This is a genomic window from Providencia sp. UF-224 (genome assembly GCF_058245955.1).
The window spans coordinates 300,297-324,853 of sequence record NZ_JBSICC010000001.1 but is presented as its reverse complement, the minus strand read 5'-3'; the positions used below and the strand labels follow the sequence as shown (position 1 = coordinate 324,853).

Annotated in this window: 22 protein-coding genes and 2 tRNA genes; 12 read left to right on the top strand and 12 right to left on the bottom strand. The window is 40.4% G+C overall.

Annotated elements, in window-relative coordinates:
- The first annotated feature begins 162 nt into the window (after positions 1-162).
- The 3 genes from AC4IFO_RS01680 to AC4IFO_RS01670 all read left to right on the top strand — a co-directional run bounded on the left by AC4IFO_RS01680 (position 163) and on the right by AC4IFO_RS01670 (position 1,336).
- Positions 163-250: transfer RNA gene (locus tag AC4IFO_RS01680), tRNA-Ser, on the top strand.
- Positions 251-255: 5 nt separating this feature from the next.
- Positions 256-331: transfer RNA gene (locus AC4IFO_RS01675), tRNA-Thr, on the top strand.
- A gap of 480 nt (positions 332-811) precedes the next feature.
- On the top strand, positions 812-1,336 hold the full coding sequence (locus AC4IFO_RS01670) for an AAA family ATPase (RefSeq protein ID WP_490731317.1): 525 nt from the start codon (positions 812-814) through the stop codon (positions 1,334-1,336).
- Positions 1,337-2,138: 802 nt separating this feature from the next.
- Here the strand turns inward: AC4IFO_RS01670 and gltP are convergent.
- Positions 2,139-3,446 carry a glutamate/aspartate:proton symporter GltP gene (gltP, locus tag AC4IFO_RS01665; RefSeq protein ID WP_490731315.1) on the bottom strand — a complete coding sequence of 436 codons (1,308 nt, stop codon included), beginning with the start codon at positions 3,444-3,446 and terminating at the stop codon, positions 2,139-2,141.
- Between the two features lie 582 nt (positions 3,447-4,028).
- Entirely contained in the window at positions 4,029-4,691 is a 663-nt protein-coding gene (locus AC4IFO_RS01660) for a GntR family transcriptional regulator (protein ID WP_490731313.1), read from the bottom strand.
- Positions 4,692-5,102: 411 nt separating this feature from the next.
- Between AC4IFO_RS01660 and AC4IFO_RS01655 the strand changes: the two genes are divergently transcribed.
- From AC4IFO_RS01655 to AC4IFO_RS01635, 5 genes are read left to right on the top strand one after another with little or no spacing between them, the layout of a single operon-like run.
- Complete coding sequence (locus AC4IFO_RS01655; protein WP_490731311.1) at positions 5,103-6,344, top strand: NRAMP family divalent metal transporter; 1,242 nt, start codon at positions 5,103-5,105, stop codon at positions 6,342-6,344.
- Between the two features lie 14 nt (positions 6,345-6,358).
- Positions 6,359-7,138: a LamB/YcsF family protein gene (locus tag AC4IFO_RS01650; protein ID WP_490731309.1), complete on the top strand. Its 780-nt coding sequence runs from the start codon at positions 6,359-6,361 to the stop codon at positions 7,136-7,138.
- Positions 7,135-7,941 carry a putative hydro-lyase gene (locus AC4IFO_RS01645; protein WP_490731307.1) on the top strand — a complete coding sequence of 269 codons (807 nt, stop codon included), beginning with the start codon at positions 7,135-7,137 and terminating at the stop codon, positions 7,939-7,941. Before AC4IFO_RS01650 ends, AC4IFO_RS01645 begins: the two co-directional genes overlap by 4 nt.
- Before the next feature lie 9 nt (positions 7,942-7,950).
- The gene (gene pxpB, locus AC4IFO_RS01640; protein ID WP_490731305.1) at positions 7,951-9,561 is read left to right on the top strand and encodes a 5-oxoprolinase subunit PxpB; all 1,611 of its coding nucleotides are present in this window, start codon (positions 7,951-7,953) and stop codon (positions 9,559-9,561) included.
- Positions 9,542-11,284 carry an acetyl/propionyl/methylcrotonyl-CoA carboxylase subunit alpha gene (locus AC4IFO_RS01635; protein ID WP_490731303.1) on the top strand — a complete coding sequence of 581 codons (1,743 nt, stop codon included), beginning with the start codon at positions 9,542-9,544 and terminating at the stop codon, positions 11,282-11,284. The genes pxpB and AC4IFO_RS01635 overlap by 20 nt, the downstream gene beginning before the upstream one ends.
- A gap of 40 nt (positions 11,285-11,324) precedes the next feature.
- On the opposite strand, the gene AC4IFO_RS01630 is transcribed toward AC4IFO_RS01635, so the two are convergent.
- Positions 11,325-11,594 (bottom strand): hypothetical protein, encoded by a 270-nt coding sequence (locus AC4IFO_RS01630; protein WP_490731301.1) that lies wholly within the window; start codon positions 11,592-11,594, stop codon positions 11,325-11,327.
- Positions 11,595-12,012: 418 nt separating this feature from the next.
- Between AC4IFO_RS01630 and AC4IFO_RS01625 the strand changes: the two genes are divergently transcribed.
- Positions 12,013-12,555 carry a DUF924 family protein gene (locus AC4IFO_RS01625; RefSeq protein WP_490731499.1) on the top strand — a complete coding sequence of 181 codons (543 nt, stop codon included), beginning with the start codon at positions 12,013-12,015 and terminating at the stop codon, positions 12,553-12,555.
- Positions 12,556-12,601: 46 nt separating this feature from the next.
- Here the strand turns inward: AC4IFO_RS01625 and AC4IFO_RS01620 are convergent, their stop codons facing one another.
- The 5 genes from AC4IFO_RS01620 to AC4IFO_RS01600 form a co-directional block, all read right to left on the bottom strand.
- Positions 12,602-13,195 (bottom strand): molecular chaperone TorD family protein, encoded by a 594-nt coding sequence (locus tag AC4IFO_RS01620; RefSeq protein ID WP_490731299.1) that lies wholly within the window; start codon positions 13,193-13,195, stop codon positions 12,602-12,604.
- A 148-nt stretch (positions 13,196-13,343) separates the two neighbouring features.
- Positions 13,344-14,120, bottom strand: coding sequence for a dimethyl sulfoxide reductase anchor subunit family protein (locus AC4IFO_RS01615; protein WP_490731297.1), 777 nt, complete (start codon positions 14,118-14,120; stop codon positions 13,344-13,346).
- A gap of 1 nt (position 14,121) precedes the next feature.
- The gene (locus tag AC4IFO_RS01610; RefSeq protein ID WP_206082307.1) at positions 14,122-14,739 is read right to left on the bottom strand and encodes a DMSO/selenate family reductase complex B subunit; all 618 of its coding nucleotides are present in this window, start codon (positions 14,737-14,739) and stop codon (positions 14,122-14,124) included.
- A gap of 11 nt (positions 14,740-14,750) precedes the next feature.
- Positions 14,751-17,180, bottom strand: a complete 2,430-nt coding sequence (locus tag AC4IFO_RS01605) for a DMSO/selenate family reductase complex A subunit (RefSeq protein ID WP_490731288.1) — start codon at positions 17,178-17,180, stop codon at positions 14,751-14,753.
- A gap of 283 nt (positions 17,181-17,463) precedes the next feature.
- Positions 17,464-18,732, bottom strand: a complete 1,269-nt coding sequence (locus tag AC4IFO_RS01600; protein ID WP_490731283.1) for a mechanosensitive ion channel family protein — start codon at positions 18,730-18,732, stop codon at positions 17,464-17,466.
- Positions 18,733-19,414: 682 nt separating this feature from the next.
- Between AC4IFO_RS01600 and AC4IFO_RS01595 the strand changes: the two genes are divergently transcribed.
- Entirely contained in the window at positions 19,415-20,257 is an 843-nt protein-coding gene (locus tag AC4IFO_RS01595; RefSeq protein WP_490731281.1) for a D-amino-acid transaminase, read from the top strand.
- Between the two features lie 11 nt (positions 20,258-20,268).
- Here AC4IFO_RS01595 and AC4IFO_RS01590 read toward each other — a convergent pair whose 3' ends face one another.
- The 3 genes from AC4IFO_RS01590 to AC4IFO_RS01580 all read right to left on the bottom strand — a co-directional run bounded on the left by AC4IFO_RS01590 (position 20,269) and on the right by AC4IFO_RS01580 (position 22,965).
- Entirely contained in the window at positions 20,269-20,844 is a 576-nt protein-coding gene (locus tag AC4IFO_RS01590) for a cysteine hydrolase family protein (RefSeq protein WP_490731279.1), read from the bottom strand.
- Between the two features lie 95 nt (positions 20,845-20,939).
- Positions 20,940-22,301, bottom strand: coding sequence for a sensor histidine kinase (locus tag AC4IFO_RS01585; RefSeq protein WP_490731277.1), 1,362 nt, complete (start codon positions 22,299-22,301; stop codon positions 20,940-20,942).
- Complete coding sequence (locus tag AC4IFO_RS01580) at positions 22,291-22,965, bottom strand: response regulator (RefSeq protein ID WP_490731275.1); 675 nt, start codon at positions 22,963-22,965, stop codon at positions 22,291-22,293. The genes AC4IFO_RS01585 and AC4IFO_RS01580 overlap by 11 nt, the downstream gene beginning before the upstream one ends.
- A gap of 171 nt (positions 22,966-23,136) precedes the next feature.
- Here AC4IFO_RS01580 and AC4IFO_RS01575 point away from each other — a divergent pair, with 171 nt between their 5' ends.
- On the top strand, positions 23,137-23,382 hold the full coding sequence (locus AC4IFO_RS01575) for a hypothetical protein (protein WP_490731273.1): 246 nt from the start codon (positions 23,137-23,139) through the stop codon (positions 23,380-23,382).
- Between the two features lie 22 nt (positions 23,383-23,404).
- On the top strand, positions 23,405-24,196 hold the full coding sequence (locus tag AC4IFO_RS01570) for a MipA/OmpV family protein (protein ID WP_490731271.1): 792 nt from the start codon (positions 23,405-23,407) through the stop codon (positions 24,194-24,196).
- Positions 24,197-24,253: 57 nt separating this feature from the next.
- Here AC4IFO_RS01570 and AC4IFO_RS01565 read toward each other — a convergent pair whose 3' ends face one another.
- Positions 24,254-24,514 (bottom strand): DinI-like family protein, encoded by a 261-nt coding sequence (locus tag AC4IFO_RS01565; protein WP_490731269.1) that lies wholly within the window; start codon positions 24,512-24,514, stop codon positions 24,254-24,256.
- Positions 24,515-24,557: the final 43 nt, after the last annotated feature.

Here is a 24,557-nt window from a genome sequence, read left to right as displayed (position 1 = left end):
CGCCTAGAATAATCATTGGCAGCGATTTTGCACAGATATTACCATTTTTATTGGCAAATAGAGAACAATTGAGTGAAGATTAGCCAAACGAATTAAAAAAAGCAATTTTTTTACTTTCAGGGGTAGACAAGGGGGCGGGATTCCTCCATAATCGCGCCCCATGGAGAGATGGCCGAGCGGTCGAAGGCAGCGGTCTTGAAAACCGCCGATGGGTAACCATCCTAGAGTTCGAATCTCTATCTCTCCGCCAAATTAGCCGGCTTAGCTCAGTTGGTAGAGCAACTGACTTGTAATCAGTAGGTCACCAGTTCGACTCCGGTAGCCGGCACCAAATAAGAACCCGTTAACTCGAAAGAGTTAACGGGTTTTTTCTTGCTTATGATTCATCTCGTTGAATCATATCTAGTTATCGATGGGTTGTTTGGTTCTATCATCGCTAAAAAGAGTATTAACTTAAATTTTGTACTTCTTCTAACGGGAAGGGAGAACGCATATGTCTCTTGATTTATATTCTCAAGCCCCTCGAGCTTTGGGTCACCTTTTGCTAAGTATTTCACTTCACGTGCTTTATTTATTATAAAACCTCATAAAGCAATCTGTGAGTGAGGTTGTTTGATTTATAAGCTATTTTCATGTAATCAGAGGTGTTTAATTTGAACAACACATTGTAAGTGAGTAATTTATTGCTACAGATAATGAGTGTGTTACACGCTCAAGTAAAAGAAGGCCTTATATAACAGAAGTGACTTAATTTTTTATTGTTAGCCTTAAATCACCGATTGAGGCAGGATAGATTTCTTAAGGGGAGTCTATGAAAATTTGTATTATTGGTACATCAGGCGTTGGAAAAACAACGTTAGCAAAAAGGCTTTACCAAGAATTTAATATTTCCATGTATGAGTATGATGATATTTATTGGGACAAAACAGGGGATGAATACAGAAAGAATTCCCCTGATATCATTCAGTCTCGGGTTTCAGATATATTATTACAGGAAGAGTGGATCGTTGAGGGAGCCTATGATAAACGGCTGTTACCATTTTTTAACGACTGTATGCTAATTATTCATTTAACAGAATCTCATCACATTTGTGTAGGTCGTATTATAAAACGTTTTGTCTTTGCTCGCCTTACAGGGAAGAGCCCAAAAGAAACGTGGAAAAACACCTGTGAGTTATTATCTTTTACTAAAGAATTTGAGTCTAGATTAGAGGCGTTTTTTGTATTACACCCTGAGCTTGGTTTGAAAAAAGTTACGGTAAACGCGAATAAAATAAATATTATTGAGGTTGTTAAGAATTTTAAGTACACCCAATCAATCCCAAAAACACTATGACCTAACAATTTTTTTTAAAAAAAGTTTTTAGTCAAGGGATAGGTGACTTTTAAAAAAATAGCCCCTGGTGTTGGGGCTTAAAGGGATGGTACTACTAGGATTAACTCATAGGATTAGTTATACGCTATAGAACGTCATTTTTTGCAAGTCGTAGTTAAAATTAGATTGATTTTTGTAAAATAATGAAAAGCAAAAGAGAATAATGTTAGATTCAGGCGCGTTCTTACTGTAGATCTCACACACTATTGTAGGAATAAGATATATGGCATTGTAATGCAGGTATGATAAAAATATAAATTTTACTGAGTGAGATAAATAAGCATTATTAACAGGAAAATCGCTCTTAAGTAAATACACTTATATTAAATGAAAGAAAAGCCTCGTTAGATGACGAGGCTTTTTTTGTTAGAACCAGCTGTGTAGCATAAAATAGGATAATGAAAATACAAAAATAACCATTAGGTGTTGAAGCACCTTTAAAAATAAAAGAAATCTTCTTATTTGATTCATTGTTTCCTGCTCAGACTAACAAGGCATATAAAGAAATTAATACAACATATAGCGTAGTAACAATATCAAAAAAATTCCAATGACTAAAAGTAAATTTTTTAAAAAAAAGAAAAATAAAATAAAAAATAGGTGTTTTTAACTAGATTGCCGTGAGGGAAATATATAAAAGAAATATTGTAATAATAACGATGTGAAGTTAAGTATACTAAGGCTATATTATTTTAATAGTAATAAAAAACCCTCTTTAATTATGAAAGAGGGTTTTTTATCGTAACAACCTTTTTAACTTTAATTAAAAAGTATTTTCATATTCACGTGCTTTTTTGATGTCGTAATTATGTTCCCATTTAGCAATAACGAGCGCGGCTAATGCATTACCAACAACGTTGAGGGCCGTACGTGCCATATCTAAAATACGGTCGACACCTGCGATGAATGCAAGGCCTTCAAGTGGGATCCCTACACTGCCTAAAGTGGCAAGCAGTACAACGAATGATACCCCAGGAACGCCTGCAATACCTTTTGAGGTGATCATCAGGGTAAATACGAGTATCAGTTCTTGCCCTATGGATAATTCAATACCATAGAGCTGGGCGATAAATATTGCTGCAATACTTTGGTATAAGGTAGAACCATCGAGGTTAAATGAATAACCGATAGGAATAACAAAACTGGTTACGGATTTTGGTGCGCCGTATTTTTCCATTTTGTCCATGATGCGTGGAAGTACAGTTTCAGAACTTGCGGTGGAATAGGCTAACAGAAGTTCGTCTTTTAATATTTTCATTAACGTGAAAATATTAATTTTGCAATAGCGTGCAACAATTCCTAAAACCACCACCGCAAAGAAAATAATTGCGCAGTGAACAAGAATAACCAGTTTAAGTAACGGCACCAATGATGAGAAACCAAAGTTTGCAACAGTAACTGAGATCAGTGCGAATACCCCGATTGGTGCATACATCATGATCATATTAGTGACGCGGAACATGGTTTCAGAGAAGGTCTGTAATACATCAAGCAGTGGTTGTTTTTTCTCAGCAGGTAAAGATGATAGTCCTAAACCGAAAATAACCGCAAAGAAGATGACCGGAAGCATATCGCCACTCGCCATCGCTGCAAAAATATTGCTAGGAACCAAAGTGAGAATGGTATTGATAATCCCGGATGGGTGGCTTTCGACTTCTTGCGTTGTTTTTTCGTATTGAGAAATATCGACTTGGGTGAGCTGAGACATATCAATGCCAACACCCGGTTGAAATATATTTGCGAAAGAAATACCGACAATAATAGCAATTGTGGTAATCACTTCAAAATAGAGAATGGTTTTGAAACCGAGAGAACCTAACTGTTTTGTATTGCCGACACCAGCGATACCTACGATGAGCGTTGAGATAACAATAGGGACAACGATCATTTTAATCAACTGGATAAATATTTTACCCGCGGGAGAAAGGATATTTAAAATAAGCCAATCTTTGTACTCTGTATTGTCATGCAAAAGCGCACCAGCAATAACACCTAAAATAAGAGCGACCAGTATTTGCCATCCTAGGCCAAATTTAAAGGGCTTCTTATTAGTCACTTGGTTTAATGTCATAATGGAATCTCATTTATATTAATAATTTTTATGTATGCTTTTTTATTATCGTAAATTTTATAGCGAATATTCGAGAAAACTACAACTGTTAACTCGATTTATTTGAGTAATTTCAGCAAGTAATTTATATCAAATCGTTACCGTTGTTAAATAAATGCGACAAATGTTAATGAATTGTAGTATTTTATCGTTTGGTGTGAATTCCTATGGCATGAGAAAGTTAATTTTTGAAGTATATTAAAAAAATGAAAGTGTTTTATTCTGGTGTCTTTTTTGTTAAAAATTGGTTGGCTGGGTAAAAATAAAACTAGATTAGATAAAAAAAGCAAACAAAAGCACTTTTTTTATTACATGACGATATAAATAGAATATTAAAATTAAAGATAAGAATGTGATTAATTAACAATGCAGAGTTTTCTACTTTATAAATTTAAACTTACCTTACTGTAATACCAGTAAAAAATTTTATTGTAAGAATAAAATGATTCACTCAAATTTTTGTAATGTGAAAATGAGTGAAAAATTTAATCTACAGTAATTGGGAGAAGGAAAGAGAGAAGTAAATTGGAAGAAAAGACGAAATTAAAACGAGGTTTGGCTGCGTTTATAAGCTGCCAATAGCGTTCGCTCAGATAAATCAAGGTAGCTACGTAAGGTATTTGCGGCTTCAAGATTATGGCCTTCATCAAGTAGCTCAAGGATAAATTGGTTTTTATCAATATAAGGGGCATATAAAATTTTAGGGTCATTAAGATGGCCAAAAGCGAGACGCAGTTCAGCGGAGACATTTCGATAAAGCTTAATAAGCCGTTCACTATCGGTTAATTCGACAATCGCAGTATGAAATTTCATATTGGCAGTACCCACACTTATCCAATCCTCAACTTTTTCATGTTGACGCGCATCACAAACTGCATCCTTCATTTTTTGAACAGCAGGATGTAACGGATAGGCGTGTTCTAGTGCATTACATTCAATCAGTCGCCTAACATGATAAATATCAATAATCGCCGCCATATCGGGAATTGACACAAAAACGCCCTTATTTGGTGCATAGGTCAATAACCCTTCTTGAGTTAACACGCGAAAAACCTCACGAAGGGTATTACGTGAGATCTCAAGCTCCTCACTGAGTGTTGCTTCAGATAAGCGCTGTCCTGGTGTCATTTCCCCAACGGTGATTTTAGCGCGGATAACTTCTGCAATCGTGACTGACAAGGTTTGGGCAACAGGCGTTTTTTTCATAAAAAAGCACACTTGAATTTGATGGATAATGAAGCGGCTATATTCACATATTCACGTTTAGGCGGCAAGTTTCCTTTCAAAAACATCAAGGTGCATCCCAAGATTTGCACCCATATAGTGAAAGTGGCCCAAATTGCACTGAATTAGTGCATGCCAAGTAGGGGCATCACGTGTTCTTCGCTTTAATTGTTAAAAAAGTGATCTCGCCTTGATTTTTAAATCACAGATAACGATTTTTATTGATTGTTTATTCGGCATCTCATACTAATTGTTCAACAATCTATTAAAAATGAATTAACAATTATTCTAACAAGTAGAACAATGGCACGATAATTGCCTGAGTGATAATCGCAATAACAACATCTATAACGACACAAATAATTAAAACAATAAGCATAGAGGAGTACGTATATGGCAGCTCAAGAAAGCGCACCAAGCACTGCTGAGTATGTGAAAAGTCGCCGTTCTTCGTTGATTAGTGCCATCTTTTTGATGGCGACGTCTGCAATCGGGCCTGGTTTTATTACCCAAACCGCAACATTCACAGTCGCATTAGGCGCAGCTTTTGCTTTTGGGATCTTAGCGTCAATCGTGATTGATTTTATTGTGCAGCAAAATATCTGGCGAGTGGTGACATTAACAAAAACGCACTCTTCTGAAATCGCCAACGCAACAATTCCCGGAAGTGGTTATGTTTTGGCTGTGCTGGTGATTTTTGGTGGTTTGGTATTTAACATCGGAAATATTGCAGGGGCGGGGTTGGGGCTCAATGCGTTAGTGGGGCTTGATCCAAAATGGGGCGGGCTCATTAGCGGGTTATTGGGGATTTACATTTTCTCATCTCGTAAAGCGAGTACCTTTATCGATCGCTTAATGATTGGTCTAGGTTTGGCGATGATAGCATTAACGCTGTATGTGATGTTTGTTTCTAACCCACCTGTCGGTGAGGCATTAAAACAAAGCGTGATGCCAGATACTATTGATTTCGCCATGATCACAACGATTGTTGGCGGAACTGTCGGGGGCTATATTTGTTATGCTGGTGCACACCGTTTATTAGATAAGGGAACGGTCGGCATTGAAAACATCCATGTTGTATCGAGTGCGGCAACAAAAGGCATTTTAGTTGTTGGTTTGATGCGTTATGTCTTATTTTTAGCGATTTTGGGCGTCGTCGCAAGCGGCGTAACAATCGATCTTTCAGGGCAAGCTGCGAACCCTGCATCCCAAGCGTTCCAAGCGGCAGCAGGTAATTTTGGTCTGCGTATTTTCGGTTTGATTTTATGGGCCGCTGCGTTGACCAGTATTATTGGTGCGGCATATACCTCAATGAGCTTCTTGAAAGTATTCAAAACATCTATAACTGAAAGACAGCGCAACGTTGCTACCATTGTCTTTATCACGATTTCGTTGGCCATCTATTTATCAATGGGTACCGCTCCGGCTGCATTGTTAGTATTTGCGGGTGGGTTTAACGGTTTAGTGCTACCCCTTGGTTTAACCATTTTTGTGTACATCGCATGGCGACGTGCAGATTTGATGCCGGGTTATCATTATCCGCGTTGGTTAATTTGGTCGGGGATCGTGACCTGTGCGCTAACGTGGTATATGGCGGCCATGTCCGTTACTGCTATTTTTAATTACCTGAAATAACCCTTGGAGTGATGATGAAAAAACAAATCGATTTAAACAGCGACTTAGGGGAAAGTTTTGGTCAATGGCGGATGGGAAATGATGAGGCTATCTTACCCGTGGTCAGTAGTGCCAATGTGGCTTGTGGTTTCCATGCAGGATCGCCAGAAGGAATTTTAAAAACCTTAACGGCGGCCAAAGAAAATGGTGTGGCAGTAGGGGCTCACGTGGGCTATCCCGATTTAGTCGGTTTTGGGCGTCGTAATATGGATATCGCTTCTAGCGAGTTGACTGCGGATGTCATTTACCAAATCGGTGCATTGAAAGGGCTAGCTGCCGCAGCGGGCACTGACGTGTTATATGTGAAGCCCCATGGAGCCCTTTATAACACTATTGCTCATGATAAACGCCAAGCCACAGCAGTGATTGAGGCAATCAAAGCTATTGATAATAAATTAATTCTTGTTGCATTAGCGGGTTCACCATTAATTGGTTGGGCGCAAGAAAGTGGTTTGAATGTGGTGGCAGAAGCATTCGCAGATAGGGCTTATAACAGTGATGGCACATTAGTTTCGCGTAAGCTGGCTGGCTCCGTGTTGCATGACCCGAAAATCGTTGCTGAGCGCATGCTGCAATTAGTGCAAGAAGGTGGCGTCATTTCGATTGATGGTCAATTTACCCCGATTGAGGCTGGGTCAATTTGTGTCCATGGGGATAGCCCAGGAGCACTGGAAATGGCACAACAAGTCCGCGCTATCCTTGAAAAACAAGGGATTGAGATTTATGGTTTTGCCCATAAAGGAGAGCATGAATGACACAATTAATGAAAGCCTCCAAGCAAGCAATTGAAGCTGCACGGGCTGCCCGTGAAGCAATACGAACTGGCTATGATAAACCTACCGCAGGACTCGCGCCGGGAATGACGCAAGCCAATATGATTGCACTTCCTCGTGATTGGGCGTTTGATTTTTTATTGTACGCACAGCGTAATCCCAAAAGTTGCCCCGTTTTAGATGTATGTGAAGCAGGGAGCTGGCAAACTATTTTAGCCGATGGTGCGGATTTACGAACGGATATCCCTCGTTATCGTGTATGGGAACACGGGCAATTAGCCGATGAAATCACGGATGCGACAGCGATTTACCAACAACATCCTGACTTAGTCACATTCCTGATTGGTTGTAGTTTTACATTCGAGACACCTATGATTGAGGCGGGAATTGATGTACGACATATCACCGATAAATCGAATGTTCCGATGTATAAAACTAATCGTTTGTGTCGTCCCGCAGGGCGCTTACAAGGGGAGTTAGTGGTTTCGATGCGGCCAATCCCCGCCAATCGAGTTGCGGATGCCGTGAGTATCACAGGACGATTTCCTGCCGTTCATGGTACGCCTGTTCACGTTGGGGCCCCTGAAAAACTCGGTATTACCGACATTATGAAGCCTGATTTTGGTGATGCGGTGCGTATCGAAGAAGGGGAGATCCCCGTGTTTTGGGCCTGTGGTGTAACACCACAAGCGGCAGTGATGAAATCGGGCGTTCCATTTGCGCTAAGTCATGCTCCGGGATACATGTTTATCACCGATGTGCCTGACGCGGCTTATCATATATAGAGGTGCCCATTGAGATTTTTACCGGTCAATCTAAGTGCGCTGATGGTAGAGCTGCAAAGCCTTGAACAGACGATGGCACTCACAGATTCATTAAATGAAATGCCTATCAAGGGGGTGGAAGAAATCACCCCTGCGGCAAGAACGATTTTAGTGAGATACAACCCGATTATTATTGATGCCGATGATTTGGTTAGCCAAATTTCAGTCAGAGATATTTCGAAAGTGGCGTCTAAGTCGAGCAAACTTGTGGTCATTCCTGTGCATTATACGGGGGAAGACTTAACAGAAGTCGCTGAAATATTGGATATTTCGACGGATGAGGTAATCCGCCGTCATACAGAAAATGAATACCAAGTGGCATTCAGTGGTTTTGCGCCCGGTTTTGGTTATATGGTATCGAAAGGGGCACAGCTGCATGTACCTAGACGCCAATCACCGCGCGTTCGAATTCCTGCTGGTTCGGTGGCACTGGCAGGGGAGTTTAGCAGTGTATATCCACAAGCAAGCCCCGGTGGATGGCAGCTCATTGGTGTGACAGACCTGGCGATGTGGGATATCAATCGCGCTGAGCCTGCCCTGGTGCAAGCGGGATCACGAGTAAGTTTTGTTGATGCCGCAAAAAGTACAGTGAGTTATAGCCTACCTGAAAAGGCTAAAGAGACCGTTACGTTGCAGAATTCAGCGAACGATTTCACTGTGTTAGCCACAGGGTTACAAACGTTATTTCAAGATTTAGGGCGTATTGGCCAGTCTGCTCTCGGTATTTCTGAATCTGGGGCAATGGATAAAAATGCTCTGAGAAGTGCAAACCGCTTAGTGGGTAATGTTTCCGATGAAACTGTATTAGAAATTACGCAAGGTGGCTTCAAAGCGCGGGCGAACAAAGACTTAGTCATTGCTATTACAGGTGCGCCTTGTGTAATCGAAATCACGACAGAAAATGAAGAACATTACGAAGCTGATGTGTACCAAACTATCCACCTTGCTAAAGGGGATGTGATCAAATTGGGTCGACCGAGTAAAGGTGTTCGCAGCTATTTAGCGATACGGGGCGGTTTTAATATCGAACCCGTTTTATCGAGTTGTTCATTTGATACCTTAGCGCAAGTTGGGCCATTGCCAGTAACACTAGGGCAAGCGTTGGCAATTAATGATAAAGCAACTACACAAGCTATCTCTGTTAATGAAACGCCTATTTTTGATTACCCATCAGCGGATGATGTTGTGGTATTAGATGTCATTTTAGGGCCGAGAACAGATTGGTTTACGCAACAAGCCATCGAACGGCTCACCAACCAATTATGGCAAGTTACCGCTGCATCGAATCGTATAGGTTTGCGTTTATTGGGTGAACACCCGTTTGAGCGCGAAATCCAACAAGAATTACCGAGTGAAGGAACGTGCATTGGTGCTATCCAAGTGCCTGCTAATGGACAGCCTGTTTTATTTTTGAATGACCACCCATTGACAGGCGGTTACCCCGTTATAGGTACAGTGTGTGAGTATCATTTGAGTCTTGCAGGGCAAATCCCTGTGAATGCCCAAATCCGTTTTAATCCATTAGGTGAGTTTAAAGAATTACAAGGGAGTGATTGTGCTTATGAACACGAACAACAATAACAAAACCCATAAAGTACTGATTGCCAACCGTGGCGAAATTGCTGTGCGCATCATCCGTGCCTGTCGTGATTATGGTTTTCAATCTGTTGCTGTGTATGCAGATAGCGACATTGCCGCGTTACACGTCAAAATGGCGGATGAAGCTTATGGGTTAGGGGGTAATACCCCAGCTGAAAGTTACTTGAACATTGAAAAGTTAATAGAAATTGCAAAAAAATCAAGGGCGACGATGGTTCACCCTGGTTATGGTTTTTTATCTGAGCGTGCAGAGTTTGCTCGTGCAGTTAACGACGCAGGGCTAATCTGGATTGGGCCAAGCGCGGAAAGTATTGATATTTTAGGTGATAAAGTCCAAGCCCGTCATATTGCACTGCAAGTTGGAGCCCCGTTAGTTGTCGGCACCAAAGACCCCGTTAAAGATGCACGAGAAGTGGTGGAGTTTGCTCATCAACATGGCCTGCCTATTGCGATTAAAGCTGCCTTTGGTGGTGGTGGTCGTGGCCTAAAAGTCGCGTGGCAAATGCATGAAGTCGAAGAGCTTTACCATTCAGCTGTGCGTGAAGCAACGGCAGCATTTGGGCGTGGTGAATGCTTTTTGGAGCAATTTTTACATAACCCGCGGCATATCGAAGCGCAGGTTATTGCAGATACCCATGGTAATGTGCTGGTGGTGGGGACTCGCGACTGCTCATTGCAACGCCGTAACCAAAAATTGGTAGAAGAGTCCCCTGCGCCCTATTTATCAGAAGCGCAATTACAGCAAATTATCACCTCTTCGACCGATATTTGCCGTAAAGCGGGCTATGTTGGGGCGGGAACGGTTGAGTTTTTATTAAGCCAGGACGGTACGTTATCTTTCCTTGAAGTGAATACACGACTACAAGTTGAGCACCCCGTTACAGAAGAAACGGCGGGCATTGATCTCGTTATTGAACAGCTGCGTATTGCGGAAGGTTTACCATTAAGTCTCAATGAGATGCCTAAACCGCGGGGTCATGCTTTTGAGTTTCGCATCAATGCCGAAGATGCAGGAAATGGTTTCTTACCTACGCCTGGAACAATCACTGTTTTTGATGCTCCATCAGGTCCTGGGGTGCGTGTAGACAGTGGGGTAGAGGCAGGAACAACAATTCCACGGACTTTTGACTCATTAATGGCAAAACTTATTGTCGTTGGAAATACCCGTGAACAAGCGATTTCCCGTGCTCGTCGTGCTCTGTCAGAGTTCAATATTGAAGGGGTAGCCTCTGTTTTACCTTTCCACCGTGCCGTGATGGAACAATCTGATTTTTATGAAGATTTTAAAGTGCACACTCGCTGGATCGAAACAGAGTTTAATGTGGATATTCCACCAGCGCCGCGCCAAATTCCACAAGAGGGCAATGAGTTGACTCGTACGTTTATTGAAATTGATGGTAAACGTTGTGAATTGGGTTTGCCTGCACAGCTCTTTTCGGGGTTATCTGTTAACCCTGCGCAAGAGTCAAAAAATGTGTCACAAAAGGTGAGTAACCCAGATGCCGTCAATGCCCCGATTTCAGGTGTGCTCTTTAATTGGTTGATCCCACAAGGGGAAAAGGTGCTTGAAGGGGATATCATTGGGGTTATGGAAGCGATGAAAATGGAGGTTCAAGTGCTAGCTCATCGAACAGGAACATTAAAATACAGTGCCAACAAAGGTGACTTTATTGAAGCTGATTGCCAAATTGCAGAAATAAATTAGGTAAGCCTTGAGCTAACTTGGGTTCAAACATGGACTCAAGTTAGCGTGAGTGGCGCTCTGGCAGTGAACGCAAAGGTGGATGCGGCGCTGGTACGGCATGTTTTTCTTCCGCCGTCATTTCTTCGCTATCACGGTAGACTTCTCCGCACAAAAAATACAAATTCGGGCGCTTAGATTCAAGGTAGCTTTTTCGACTAACACATTGTTCTTGGGTGAAAATGGAGTCAGTTACAGGAAGTGCATCACATGAATCTGTACCGCAAGGGCTAACCCACAGGGCCCAACCAATAAGTACCATATGTCCTGCCATTTACATTGCCATCCTTAATGAGAGCTAATATGAAACGCTGAAGAAGTATTAATGTGACGTAGCATGCTCGAACGTGTTACTCATTCAATTATATTATCAGTGAAATTCTAACATTAGCTTAACCAAATGTATCTATTTCTCCTTGGCAAACAGATGACTTCACATTAAATAACAAAATATGAAAATGGAAAAAGTTTAAATCTATTATAGTGATAGATACAATAATTTACCTTAGATATAAACAAGATAATTTGTTAAATTGTGATAAAGATTGTTGTGCAATTTTTTAGCGCCAGCTCGCAAAAAAACAAAATAATTTGCTGTAAATTCCCGTTTTTAGAGCTTAACCCTGTCAATTAATGCGATTATTAACTAGGATTACGATAACACCTAATAAGAAAATCGATAGGAATTTATGATGAATGCCATGGAAGAAGTGCTTTCATTTTGGTTTGAAGAATCTACACCAAAACAGTGGTTTGAAAAAAGTACAAAGTTTGATTCGACGATAGCTAGCCGCTTTTCCTCAACTTGCGAGCGTGCAGCAAAAGGTGAATTGGCCTATTGGCGTGCGTCCATTCGCGGTCGTTTAGCGGAAATTATTGTGCTTGACCAGTTTTCTCGAAACTTATGGCGCGATACACCTCGAGCATTCGCTCAAGACTCGATGGCACTGGCATTAGCGCAAGAAGCTATCAAGCAACATGATTATAATTTGCTGACTTTGTCGCAACGTAAATTTGTCCTGATGCCTTATATGCATTCAGAATCCAGCTTTATTCATTTACAAGCAGTGGAATTATTTCGCATGCTAGGGGATGACAATACGCTAGATTATGAAATGCGTCATAAGGCGATTATCGATAAATTTGGGCGTTATCCTCATCGTAATGAGATTTTAGGCCGCGCATCAACGAAAGAAGAACAGGCTTTCTTACAAGAGCCAAATTCTTCATTTTAGTGCACAGAATAACCAAAGAGCAGTTTGCTCTTTGGTATCACAAAAACTAGCGAAACAACTCAACTGGAATGGGTGTAAGTTCAAGTTGTTGCTGCAAGTCAGTTAGGTAAATCTCAGTGACTTTTGCGAGGTTTGGGTAGAATGGGTTTTCGGTTTGGGTTTGTTGAACCAACGCTAAATAACGGTAAGCCCAAGGTAATAAATGCTGTTCCAGCAATTCAACGATAGCCTGATCTTCGCCTTGTTCAGCAAGCGCTGAAATGGCCATCAACATCAAGCCAAATTGGTCTTCAGGCTCACGGATACCAGTATCGGTAACTAACCCTTTTGATTCCAGTAAGTTGCGATAAGCCGCCGTTGACTCGCCCATCACAGTATTATCATGCTCAAGGTACACTGACCCCCAAGGCGGGGCAGGCATTGTGCCTTGTCCTTCAAATAATATCGAATAATCATAAGCAATATCATCAGGTTCTGTTTGTGCCAACGAAGCAGAAATAGCCTGAATTTGGTCTGGATCTTCCCATAAGTGTAATTGAGGTATTTCACTTAAAACTGGGTAGACATTTTGTAACGTATCAGATTGCGGAGAGTAGTAAAAAAACGCACCAAGGATGCGAAATATTGTCGTATCAATCATATTTTTATCCGTCTTATTTCGTGCTACAGCATGACATTGTCATCTGCTTTCCCGCGATTACATCAATGATAGGTTTCGTTGTTTCTTAAACAAAGAACCCCAAAAGGAGTTCTTTGATAAGGCATCTTAACACAGTAACAACAAAGGGTTACATGGTGATCTGCCACAAGTTATAGAAAGCAATTCGACCGGCAAGTTCAGCTAGCAAAACGGCGGCTGCGCAGGTCGCTAATGTTGCTTTTGGTGCGCGTTGTTTCAGTGCCATTCCGACAAATGCGGCTAAGGCAATGGCTAAGACAACCACTTGGAAGCCCCAAAAACCGGTTTGTTCACCGCTAAGGACAGGGCCTGTTTCCGTTAGGAACGCTTGGTATCCTGCACGGCTGGCAAAAATAGCGAACGTACCGATAAGGAAAGAGGCAATGCCTAATCCGCGAGCACCAACGGCAATAGCAAGTGCACCACCACCAACGAGCATCGTCATCCACATTTGTAGTGTGGTGTAGCCAGTATTCCAATTGGCAATTGTTGCAATGTTATATACCTGTGGGATTGACCAAACAAAGGCTAACCCAGAGATCACCGCCGCAATATTGGCTAATTCACGTAAGATGGTATGTTTGAAGAACAGCGTAAAAAATAAAGTCGCTGCTGCACATCCAACAAATACACCACTTAAGAAGGCTTCGTTACTCATTGGAGAACGACCAACCCCCAGCAACATGTTAAAGAAGCGCAGTGGTTGACCTACGTGCAATCCACCAATCACTAAGCCAATCAGCATAACAATAAATGCAATAATATTGGCGGTTTTTAACTGTTTGTCATCAATGGAACCCATTTTGCGGCTCAAGTAGGCCAGTAAAAATAGCCCTGCGGCAGATTGCCCTAAGACGGTGAAAAAAACTAATGGTAATTCATGCATTTTACACCTCCGCTGGGTTTTTCAGTTCGCCGCTTTTATCGCCAAATGGCTTCGCGTCTTTATGGGGTTTAATGACAATGTTCGGGTTGGTGAAGCTTGGGTCTGGCATCGGTGCAATCCCGCATTCTGTGCCGTGTAATTCACGCAGAACATTAATGTCATCAAAATCTAAAGCGCGTTGTGGGCAAGACTCAACACACACTGGCTTCATGCCTTTTGCGACACGTTCATAACAACCGTCGCATTTGCTCATCAGCTTTTTCTTTTCATCAAATTGCGGTGCGCCATATGGGCAACGCAATTCGCAATAACGGCAACCGACACAAATAGACTGGTCAACAACCACTAAACCGTCTTCTTCACGTTTATGCATTGCCCCTGTCGGACAACCCGCGACACACGTTGGGTTTGAGCAATGGTTACAGGAAATTGACAGGTAATAGTTAAAGACATTTTGCTGCCAAATTCCGTCTTGTTTTTGCCAACTTCCGCCGCCAAATTCATATACACGGCGGAACTTAGGGCCTAAATCTAAATCTTTTTCGTCCTTACAACTGACCTGACAGGTTTTACAGCCAGTGCATTTTGTGGAGTCAAAATAAAAGCCATATTGTTTCATCATTTAACTCCTTAAGCGCGTTTAACTTCAACAAGGTTGGTATGCTGTGGTGTACCTTTCGCCAGCGGGGAAGGCACGTGTGAAGTTAAGGTGTTGATACAACCGCCAACATCTAAACCTTCACTATTGAGGGTACGCCATGCACCCTGCGGAACAGCGATAACACCAGGTAAGACACGCTCAGTGACTTTAACTTTAATTTGAATGCGGCCACGATCATTGAAAATTTCAGCCAAATCGCCATTACTTAAACCCCGTTGCTGTGCATCAATTGGGTTAAGCCAGAATTGATGGGGGATAGCTTCACGTAGCATCGCCACGTTGTAATAGGATGAATGGACATGGCCTTTATCATGGAAACCTGTCATCAATAAAGTGTGTTTTTGGTCTTTATCTTGCGCCTCAACCCCTTCTTTATTCACACAATATTCTGGCAGAGCAGGGATGCGTTGGCCTTCTGGTAACTCCCAGTTTTTGACTCTTTTAGCCAGTTTTTCCGAATAAATTTCAATTTTTCCTGATGGCGTTTTTAACGGGTTGTTAATTGGGTCATCGCGGAATTTCTTCAGTGCAATATTTTCGCTGCTATTTAGGAATTTACGGTCAATGATACCTGCACCATCTGTTTCGCTAAATTCAGGCAAGTGTGGCATTTTTTCACGCGTCTTGTTGTAACAGAATTCAATCCACTCAGCGTAAGTACGGCCTTCGGTGAATTGCTCTTTAACACCCATTTTTTCCGCTATTTCGGCTAACACATCATAGTTAGGGCGGTTTTCCCATAATGGCTCAATCGCGTTCTGTAGGCGTACAAGGTAATGATACGCACCACTTGCATAGGAGTTATTAATCAGGTCGTTAGTTTCAACGGTGGTGACGTCAGGCAGCAGCAAATCTGCATATTTAGCAGAAGGAGTGTCATGGTTATCCCACACTAAAATAAACTCACACTTAGACTCATCAGAGAGAATTTCATGGGTTTTATTTAAATCACCGTGCTGGTTACCAATGACGTTACTGGAGTAACACCACATAAATTTGATGTCGTTTTCCAGTTTATCAACACCCTTGATACCGCCATTTTCTGCCGTCAGTTCTTTACCGCGTACAATGGCTTCAGACCACATGTAAGTTGGAATTAGCGCTTTCACAGGGTTAGGTAATGCAAAACCTGCAACTGGGTAAGCGTAGCTATTACCCCATAAACCGGTATTAGTACCTGCTCGGCCAATATTGCCTGACATTAATGGCAGCATCATAATGGAACGACAAGCCTGCTCACCGTTTTCCGTACGTTGTAAACCCCAGCCTTGTGAAATCCAAGCACGATTTGCATTACCAATTTCGCGAGCTAATTGGGTGATACGTGCAACAGATATTCCCGTTAGTTTACTTGCCCATTCAGGGGTTTTAACGATGCCGTCAGGGCCATTACCTAGGATATAATCTTTGTATGAACCATTGCGTGGTGCAGAAGCGGGCAGTGTGGATTCATCCCAACCCACACAGTAATTTTTCAGGAATTCTTCGTCAGTTAACCCTTCTTGGATCATCACATAACCCAGCGCTGCGACTAATGCCGCATCAGTCCCTGGATAGATAGGGATCCATTCAGCGCCTAGAGTTGTAACACTGTCTGTACGGCGCGGATCAATAATAATGACTTTCGCTTTACTTTTGTCTAATGCATTGAGTGTTTCATAAAATTGGCCTCCACCGGACATCCGTGTTTCGGCGAGGTTATGACCAAACATGACGACTAAATCAGAGTTTTGGATTTCGGATAAATAAGACTCTTCAACGCTACCATATACGTATGGCGTAATTTCCATTAATTGAGCGTATGAATAGGTACCGTAGTCGCCTAAAAAACCGCCTGTGAGGCTGAGCAGGCGTTTACATGCGGCACGACCATGCAAATTTGCACCTGTTGAGCCAGAACCATATTGGTAGTAAATGGCATCACTACCATATTTATCAATGGTATATTTTAGTTTTTCAGCGATGATAGTAGTGGCTTCATCCCAAGTGATTTTCTTGAATTTCCCTTCACCACGTTTACCTACACGAACCATTGGGTATTTTAAACGGTCAGGATTGTAGGTTTTCCAACGTACAGATCGTCCACGTAAACACGGGCGAATTTGATGTTCACCTAAAGTGGAGTCATCGTACATTGTTTCGTTAGAGATACGGCTGATAACACCGTCTTTAACGTGAACCTTCAGAGGACAGCGACTTCCACAGTTAACTAAGCATGCGCTGTAACTGATTTTTTCGCTGACTTCGTCAGGCATGATTGCTGGTGCTTTTGCTTGAGCAGAAAAGGGGAGAGTGATTGAGCCTGCCACTGCGGCGACGCCCGCAACGGTTGCAGAGGTTTGTATAAACTCCCTCCTGCTCAGTTCTCCAAATTGAGTATTATTTTTAATTTTATGCATTGACATTGCCTATATGTAAATAACAACACGACTAACTTGTTTTATATGTTAAAAAATGTCTGTGTTAAGTGACATGATTTACATCAATGTTGATACGGATAAATTTTATGTATTTATATAATTTATAAGGAGTTTTTTTGAGCTGAAGAGGGTTTTAGTTCTATTTTTATTAACTATCGTTATATTTATTTTTATATAATGATTGGGTGGGAAATGAGGAAAAAGAGGGGCTAAACCCTCTTTTAAAATACTACTTTAGATGTAGATAAATAAGAAACTTTTACTAATCACTTGGTGTTAACGGTTTTACTGCCGACGAGTTAATTAATCTAACATCATTTCCGGTAGGTGATTGATGTGGCATTAAATTAAATTGCGGCAAGATTGAAAAGATGTGGTCAAAGATATCCGATTGGATTCTTTCATACTCAACCCAAACCGTTGTATTGGTAAATGCGTAAATCTCGATAGGGATACCATTCGAGTCCGATTCCAATTGCCTTACCATGATGGTCATTTTTTTATGAATGTTAGGGTGTGCTTTTAAATAGGCATCAATATAAGCACGAAATGTCCCGATGTTTGTCAAACGGCGCTGATTTAATGGGATCGCTTTGTCATCAGGGAGCGCAGAATTAAACACTTGGATTTCAGATACTTTTTGGCCGATATATGGCTCAAGTAAGTTGGCTTTTTCGCAGTGCGTAATTTCTTCAGGCGTTAAAAAATGTACGCTGGTGGCATCAATACGAAAACTGCGTTTTATCCGTCGCCCACCAGATTCAGTCATGCCTTTCCAGTTCTTAAATGAATCTGAAATTAATGCATAAGTCGGAATGGTCGTAACGGTATTATCCCAGTTACGGACTTTCACTGTAGTTAAACCAATATCAACAACGGCACCATCAGCACCGTATTTTGGCATTTCTAACCAATCACCAATATTCACCATATTATTGGCTGATAGCTGTATCCCAGCAACTAAGCCCATTATTGGATCTTTAAATACCAACATCATTACTGCTGTCATGGCTCCGAGTCCACTTAAAATAATCAGTGGAGACTTACCAATCAAGAGTGCAATGATCATGATGGCAATCAGTATTGATGCAATTAGTTTAATACTTTGGAATATTCCTCGTAGAGGAAGGTGGGCGGTTTTGGCAGCACGTTGCAAGATACCTAATACGATATCAAGTATGGAGTAAATCGTTAATAAGCCAAATAATAAACACCAGGCTTGTGAGCCAACCTTAAGAACGGTTTGTGCGGTTGAGCCAGCAGATAACCAAAGCGTTGCTTGGATGTTAACTACCACCCCTTGGATCACAAAAGCAATTCGGTTGAAAAGATAATGTTGGGTGAGCAAATGCGGCCAGCTACCCGCAGATTTTTGCCCCCGTTTTTCTAACGTAGGCAGTAATATTTTGTGTAAAAAAAGGTGCAAGACAAGAGCGACAATCAGTATGAGCCCAAGCACCATGAGCAAAGAGGCGAGGTTGGCATAGTCTTGATTAAACTGGTGGACCCAGTCGAGCAGTTGCTGCTGCATGTGTTCTCCTTCTATGACGATGTTTTAATTGCAGTTTATCTCTATAAAAAGTTTTGGTTACTAAGAAAGACTATCATGAGCAGATTTAAATTTCATTATAAGAGAAATAAAACTCTGTCTTAATAATGTATGGAAGCGATAAGTATTGGGATGATAATAAAATCACGTTGATAATAATAACGTAGATGAATGGATGGCTTTTAGCGTAACGTGCCAGGCATGCCAACATAAATTTAACACACTGCAAAATAGCAATAAAAAAGCGGCTTTGAATTCAAAGCCGCTGTGCAAAATATTTGCAAATTAACGCTAATGATAAGGTAAATGAAAGGTTTGATTGACTAGAAAACAACTAACTTACATAAAACGTTTTGACAGTAATTCAACGACTTCTTGAACACTACTGATAAATTCTTTAATGCTGCTCATGGTTAACTCCGATTGTTAAAGTGTGATCTCGATCACGTGAGGGCATTTTAATCTTTGGGTTGTTAATGTCAAGTTAATCCTAAAATATATTTTAAAAATTAAACATAATTTTAATGTGGGTATTTGTCGTGATTATTGTTTCTTCTAAAGGCCTTATAAGAAAAATGATGAATTGAAATGCAGAGAGGTAAATATGGTGTATGGTTAATTATACGAAAGAGAATAAATTGGCTAATTAAAGGGATGTATATAAATGATAACTTACGTGAATGGTCAGTATCTACCTGAAGAACTGGCTACCGTGTCTGTTTTCGACCGAGGTTTTTTATTTGCCGATGCCGTATATGAAGTGACCGCCATTATCAATGGAAAACTCGTTGATTTTGAAAACCACATTGTGCGATTACAGCGTTCATGCCATGAACTGCAACTAAATTTACCGTATGGCGTGGAAGAGATTAAACAAATTCATACGCAATTAATTGAGCGTAATAATATCAATGAAGGACTTATTTACCTTCAATTTACTCGAGGAAATGCAAAACAGCGTAATTTTTTATTTCCTGATAAAGAGACTAAGCCAACATTAGTATTATTTGCACAAAAGACGAACATTGTTGATAACTTAAAAGTAAAAAATGGTATTACGGCTGTCACAGTAGAGGATATTCGATGGGGGAGATGTGATATTAAGACAGTGGCTTTATTAGCTGCATCTTTAGCAAAAGAGCATGCTAAACAACAAGGTGCTGATGATGCAATTTTCGTTAAAGATGGGATTGTAACTGAAGGAAGCTCCAGTAATTGTTTTATCATTAATCAGTACAATCAATTACAGACTCGAGGGCTGACCTATGAAATCTTACCAGGTATTACGCGAAAAGCGGTTCTTTTGCTGGCCCAAGAGCAGGGTATAGAGATTATTGAAAAACCGTTCAGTCTTGAAGAAATGCTAACAGCGAAAGAAGTCTTTATGACATCAGCTACAACATTAGTTTGCCCTGTTATCAAAATTAATCATCATGCGATTGGAGACGGTAAGCCGGGGAATATTACCATCCGGCTACGCGAGATTTACCTAGAAAATACTAAATAAAATAAACTTTGTTATTTTAATTGCAGAAATTCCTTAACGGAAGAAACCGTGACCATGCCCTCTAATGCTTGAATACTTTGCTCATGAAGTTCAAGTGTTGGAGCGGCACATAAATCATCTAAAATAGTGACAAAGTAGCCCAAATCATGCGCTTCACGTGCTGTACTCTGAATAGCCTTTACGGTGCTAACTCCACCAATAAACAACTGTGTAATGCCATTATTCGTGAGCCACTTGTTAAAATGGTTTCCTGCAAATGCGGAGACACCTTTTTTAATCATTACAGGGTCGCGAAACCCCACATCAAGGTCGTGCACCCAATTGCAGCCATTGTCACTTAGTTTTAATGCGCCGATTTCTTTGGCATGTTGAAACATGGGGGAACCCGCGGGAACATCGTGGTAATTATCCGAAAAACCAACTTTTACCCAAATGACAGGCATTCGAAGGTTTCTTGCATGGGAAGCTGCTTGGTTCGCTTTTTCAATAATTCTGCGTTCACAAGTTTGTTGGTAGCTAGAATTTGATAAGCCACTTTTACCAATTATCTCTTCAATGAGATCAATAATTACTAATGCCTTGGACATTATTGCCTCTTTTAAATTAAGTAAATTAACGTACAAAAGAGGCATTTTATCTGTAAAGTAGTGGCTATGCTGTTAACTCAATTACAGAATTCAATTTAAGGTAAATCAATAATAAAACCAATTCCCTGATTATCTAATCCATCAGTAACTCTAATTACAGCTCCAATTTTTAACGCTAAATTATGGGCAATGGATAAACCCAAGCCACTCCCAGTTTCCACCGTACCAGGGACACGGTAAAAGCGAGAAAAAATAAGTTGGCGGCTTTGTTCTGGGATACCTCTTCCATTATCTTGCAATGAAATTGTGGCGCCAAAGGGGGATAAATCTTTAATTGAAACTTTAACTTTGCCTTTTTCTGGGCAATATTTGATCGCATTTTCAATCAAATTGGTAAAAATATTGGTGAGCGCTAGTTTGTCTGTGAGTACATAGAAAGAATCCGGGCTTTGCAGCTCTACATCAATATTTTTATTGATGGCATAAGGAACATGGGATGAAATAATAGTACTGATTAAAGCAGGTAAGTCGATTTGTTCTTTATTTAAAGCAAAATCTTCTGCCTCTAAGCGTGCTAAGTCAATAAGCTGATGGGATAAAGAAGCGGCACGGTTTAACGTCTCCTGCATATCATTAATAATTTCTTCTTTTTCTTTTGGGTTATCGATTTGTATTAATAAATGCAATTGGGCGATAACGGCAGCTATCGGTGTACGTAGTTCATGTGCAGCATCAGCCATAAAGCGCTTTTCCCGTTGATTTGCTGCATCTACACGGGTCATCAGGTTATTGATTGCAGCAATAATAGGGCGAATTTCTTTATATTGTTCTTTAACTTCGATAGGCGATAAATTACCTGGTTGGCGACTAGATATAATTTTTGCAGCTTGTCTTAAAGGCCTTAAGCTGAAATAGGCTGTAATGACAATAGCAAGAAACATGATTGCTAATATAAAAGCTAAGGGTATTGCTGTTCCTTCCGCTGGCGTACCTAGCAATGAGGTACGGTCTGCGTAGGATTCTGCAATAATCACTTCAAATTGCTTAGAGTGGTTCCATGCGGATGTAAAATGCCAATCTGGGTATTGCCTTGTTAACTCGTCAATTGTTTTTAGCGACGGCACCGCTAATTTCTCACTATTGCGGTAAAGAACATTACCTAAGTTGTCCCTAACAACCATAAATGGTCGATAATTAATTCCTTCACCATTCTCAATAGCCTCTGTATAGAGATTTTGTAATATGTTGGCGATGTCATTAAAATATTCAGGATTATCAGAAACGACGCCTAGTGTTTTGGCAAACCCAGTCGTAATGATCACTTGTTGCTTGTTCAATTCTTCATGAATTGATGGCCAATAGAAAAATTGTAACCAACCGACTAATACTAGCCATAGAAAAATCACAGAGCTAATTTGTAAGCCGAAGGTATAAATAAAAAAGGATTTAACTTTCACTTGGCTGAGCTTCTTTTTTTAATAAATAGCCAATACCACGGATAGTAATAATTCGGTCTTTACCTATCTTGCGGCGTAAATTATGAATATGAACTTCTAAAGAGTTACTTTCCACATCATCGATACCGAAGAGTCGCTGTTCTAAATCTGTTTTTCGAACAACATTATCTGCATTTTTAATTAGCTCATACAACAATAAATATTCTTTTCCTGAGAGCAAAAGGAGTTGTTCATTAAGTGTTACTTGATGGTTTAATGGGTTTAATTGCAGATTATCTAATTGCCAAATTTCAGAAGAAAAGCCAGCCATTCTACGGCTTACTGCCTTTACACGAGATATAAGTTCTGGCATGGCAAATGGCTTTGTTAAAAAATCATCAGCGCCTGAATCTAAGCTAGAAACCAAATTATCCATTTGATTTCGTGCGGTTAATATAATGATTGGAATTGACTCCCCAGATTGACGCCATGCAATTAATTCTGCATGACCATCACCATCAGGTAGCCCTAAATCTAATAGCATTAAATCAAAATTACGAGAAGTGAGCTGTGATTTTGCATCTGCCAGCAATCGTACCCAACAAGGATTAAATCCCGCTAATTCTAAGCCACGGCAAAGTGCTTTCCCCAGTTGGAGATCATCTTCTACTAATAGGATATTCATATTATCACCTCTGAGCGTCAGTATAAGCAGCCAATGGAAACCAGACAATATCTAGTCGTCCCAAGTTCAGCTTAGATTTAAGTTTATCTTAAGCTTGGTTTAACCCAGTTTTAAGGTACAAAAATATAGACAGATTATTATTCTTCCATCCTCCTAAGAATAAGAGCATTGATGATGAAGCAAGCTTTCTATGAAGTACCAATATTTATCATAGTTATTCTCATTGCTTTGATAATTATGGGAAAAGATTTTAATAAAACATCAGGCATTCATTTTTCAAACATAACAATTAATGAAGTCGCTACGTGCACGGATGTTAATAAATGCATTTCTCAGGCACGCATTTCTGATGAAAGAAAAAACAAATTAAGCCCATTAAAAGAAATTAAAGCATTTTTAAGGCAAAAAATTTATTAATCACGATGAGTGTCATTTGAAAATGAAAAAAATTGCAGCATTAATGGTTGGTATCTTGCCGTGTAGTTATGTTGTTGCGGGGGAAAGTACATTTATTTCAGGGGCAGGAGTCAATATTGCACCCGTTTATGAAGGTTCAAAAAAATACCAGTTTGGGCCAAATTTAGAGGCAACGTATGCTTACCTTTCGGATAATTATGGCGTATTTAGTTTAGGTATCGAAGGCGCGGCATGGGGAATAGGCTTAACAGAGAATCTCACATTTGTTAGTTCGTTGGGCTACGATTATGGCCGTGATGAAAAGATTGGTTTTCTTGGTAATAAAAATAAAGATCTTAAAGGAATGGGGGATTTAGATGGTTCCCTGCTAGTCGGTGCTGATCTTTATTACACGCTAAACAGCTATGAATTCTACATTATGGGTGATATTGCAACAAAAGATAGGCGTTATGGTGGGCGCCATATAGGCCGTACTGCTACTGTAGAATTAGGTGTCAATACAAACTATGAAATTAATAACTCATGGGAAATGGAATATAACTTAGCAACAGTATGGGGAAATAAAGCGTACAATCAAGCCTACTTTGGTGTCTCAAAACAACAAGCTAGCAAATCTAAATTTGCAGAATACGATGCTGGAAGTGGATTTAAAGATGTACATGGCTCAGCCACATTAAATTATAATATGGATGAAAGCTTCACCTTATATTCAGGCATTGCTGCGTATTATTTAATTGGTGATGCAGGTAAGAGTACATTAACTGAGCAAAAATTAGGTTTGATTGGGTTCACTGGTTTTCGCTACGCATTTTAAGTATGATAAAATAAAGGAATGTTTAGATTACCTTTAACATTCCTTTAGTTAAAATTGTTATTCAGCTGTATTTTCTTCGGGGATCCACCCATCATCCAGCCAAATTTCTTCTAATATTTCTTCGATGCGTACCTTATCTTCTGACATTTTAGTTCCAGAAATATTGACACGCTGCTGCGAACTAAAACCGACGCGAGTTACCATGTCAGGGTACTGATTCTGCAGTTTGCGTAAAATCTCAGATTCAAGGGCGAGTAAAACGTTTGTGCTTGGTTTTTGTAGTGCGTTTTTATCAAATAAAACTTCAATCCGTAACATAATAGCCTCGACTAAAGACTGTATTAATATACAGTATTTTTAG

Excerpts from the sequence above, each read along its gene's own strand:
- AC4IFO_RS01670 (WP_490731317.1), top strand. The coding sequence starts at position 812 with ATGAAAATTTGTATTATTGGTACATCAGGCGTTGGAAAAACAACGTTA.
- gltP (WP_490731315.1), bottom strand. The coding sequence starts at position 3,446 with ATGACATTAAACCAAGTGACTAATAAGAAGCCCTTTAAATTTGGCCTA.
- AC4IFO_RS01660 (WP_490731313.1), bottom strand. The coding sequence starts at position 4,691 with ATGAAAAAAACGCCTGTTGCCCAAACCTTGTCAGTCACGATTGCAGAA.
- AC4IFO_RS01655 (WP_490731311.1), top strand. The coding sequence starts at position 5,103 with ATGGCAGCTCAAGAAAGCGCACCAAGCACTGCTGAGTATGTGAAAAGT.
- AC4IFO_RS01650 (WP_490731309.1), top strand. The coding sequence starts at position 6,359 with ATGAAAAAACAAATCGATTTAAACAGCGACTTAGGGGAAAGTTTTGGT.
- AC4IFO_RS01645 (WP_490731307.1), top strand. The coding sequence starts at position 7,135 with ATGACACAATTAATGAAAGCCTCCAAGCAAGCAATTGAAGCTGCACGG.
- AC4IFO_RS01635 (WP_490731303.1), top strand. The coding sequence starts at position 9,542 with ATGAACACGAACAACAATAACAAAACCCATAAAGTACTGATTGCCAAC.
- AC4IFO_RS01630 (WP_490731301.1), bottom strand. The coding sequence starts at position 11,594 with ATGGCAGGACATATGGTACTTATTGGTTGGGCCCTGTGGGTTAGCCCT.
- AC4IFO_RS01625 (WP_490731499.1), top strand. The coding sequence starts at position 12,013 with ATGAATGCCATGGAAGAAGTGCTTTCATTTTGGTTTGAAGAATCTACA.
- AC4IFO_RS01620 (WP_490731299.1), bottom strand. The coding sequence starts at position 13,195 with ATGATTGATACGACAATATTTCGCATCCTTGGTGCGTTTTTTTACTAC.
- AC4IFO_RS01615 (WP_490731297.1), bottom strand. The coding sequence starts at position 14,120 with ATGCATGAATTACCATTAGTTTTTTTCACCGTCTTAGGGCAATCTGCC.
- AC4IFO_RS01610 (WP_206082307.1), bottom strand. The coding sequence starts at position 14,739 with ATGAAACAATATGGCTTTTATTTTGACTCCACAAAATGCACTGGCTGT.
- AC4IFO_RS01605 (WP_490731288.1), bottom strand. The coding sequence starts at position 17,180 with ATGCATAAAATTAAAAATAATACTCAATTTGGAGAACTGAGCAGGAGG.
- AC4IFO_RS01600 (WP_490731283.1), bottom strand. The coding sequence starts at position 18,732 with ATGCAGCAGCAACTGCTCGACTGGGTCCACCAGTTTAATCAAGACTAT.
- AC4IFO_RS01595 (WP_490731281.1), top strand. The coding sequence starts at position 19,415 with ATGATAACTTACGTGAATGGTCAGTATCTACCTGAAGAACTGGCTACC.
- AC4IFO_RS01590 (WP_490731279.1), bottom strand. The coding sequence starts at position 20,844 with ATGTCCAAGGCATTAGTAATTATTGATCTCATTGAAGAGATAATTGGT.
- AC4IFO_RS01580 (WP_490731275.1), bottom strand. The coding sequence starts at position 22,965 with ATGAATATCCTATTAGTAGAAGATGATCTCCAACTGGGGAAAGCACTT.
- AC4IFO_RS01575 (WP_490731273.1), top strand. The coding sequence starts at position 23,137 with ATGATGAAGCAAGCTTTCTATGAAGTACCAATATTTATCATAGTTATT.
- AC4IFO_RS01570 (WP_490731271.1), top strand. The coding sequence starts at position 23,405 with ATGAAAAAAATTGCAGCATTAATGGTTGGTATCTTGCCGTGTAGTTAT.
- AC4IFO_RS01565 (WP_490731269.1), bottom strand. The coding sequence starts at position 24,514 with ATGTTACGGATTGAAGTTTTATTTGATAAAAACGCACTACAAAAACCA.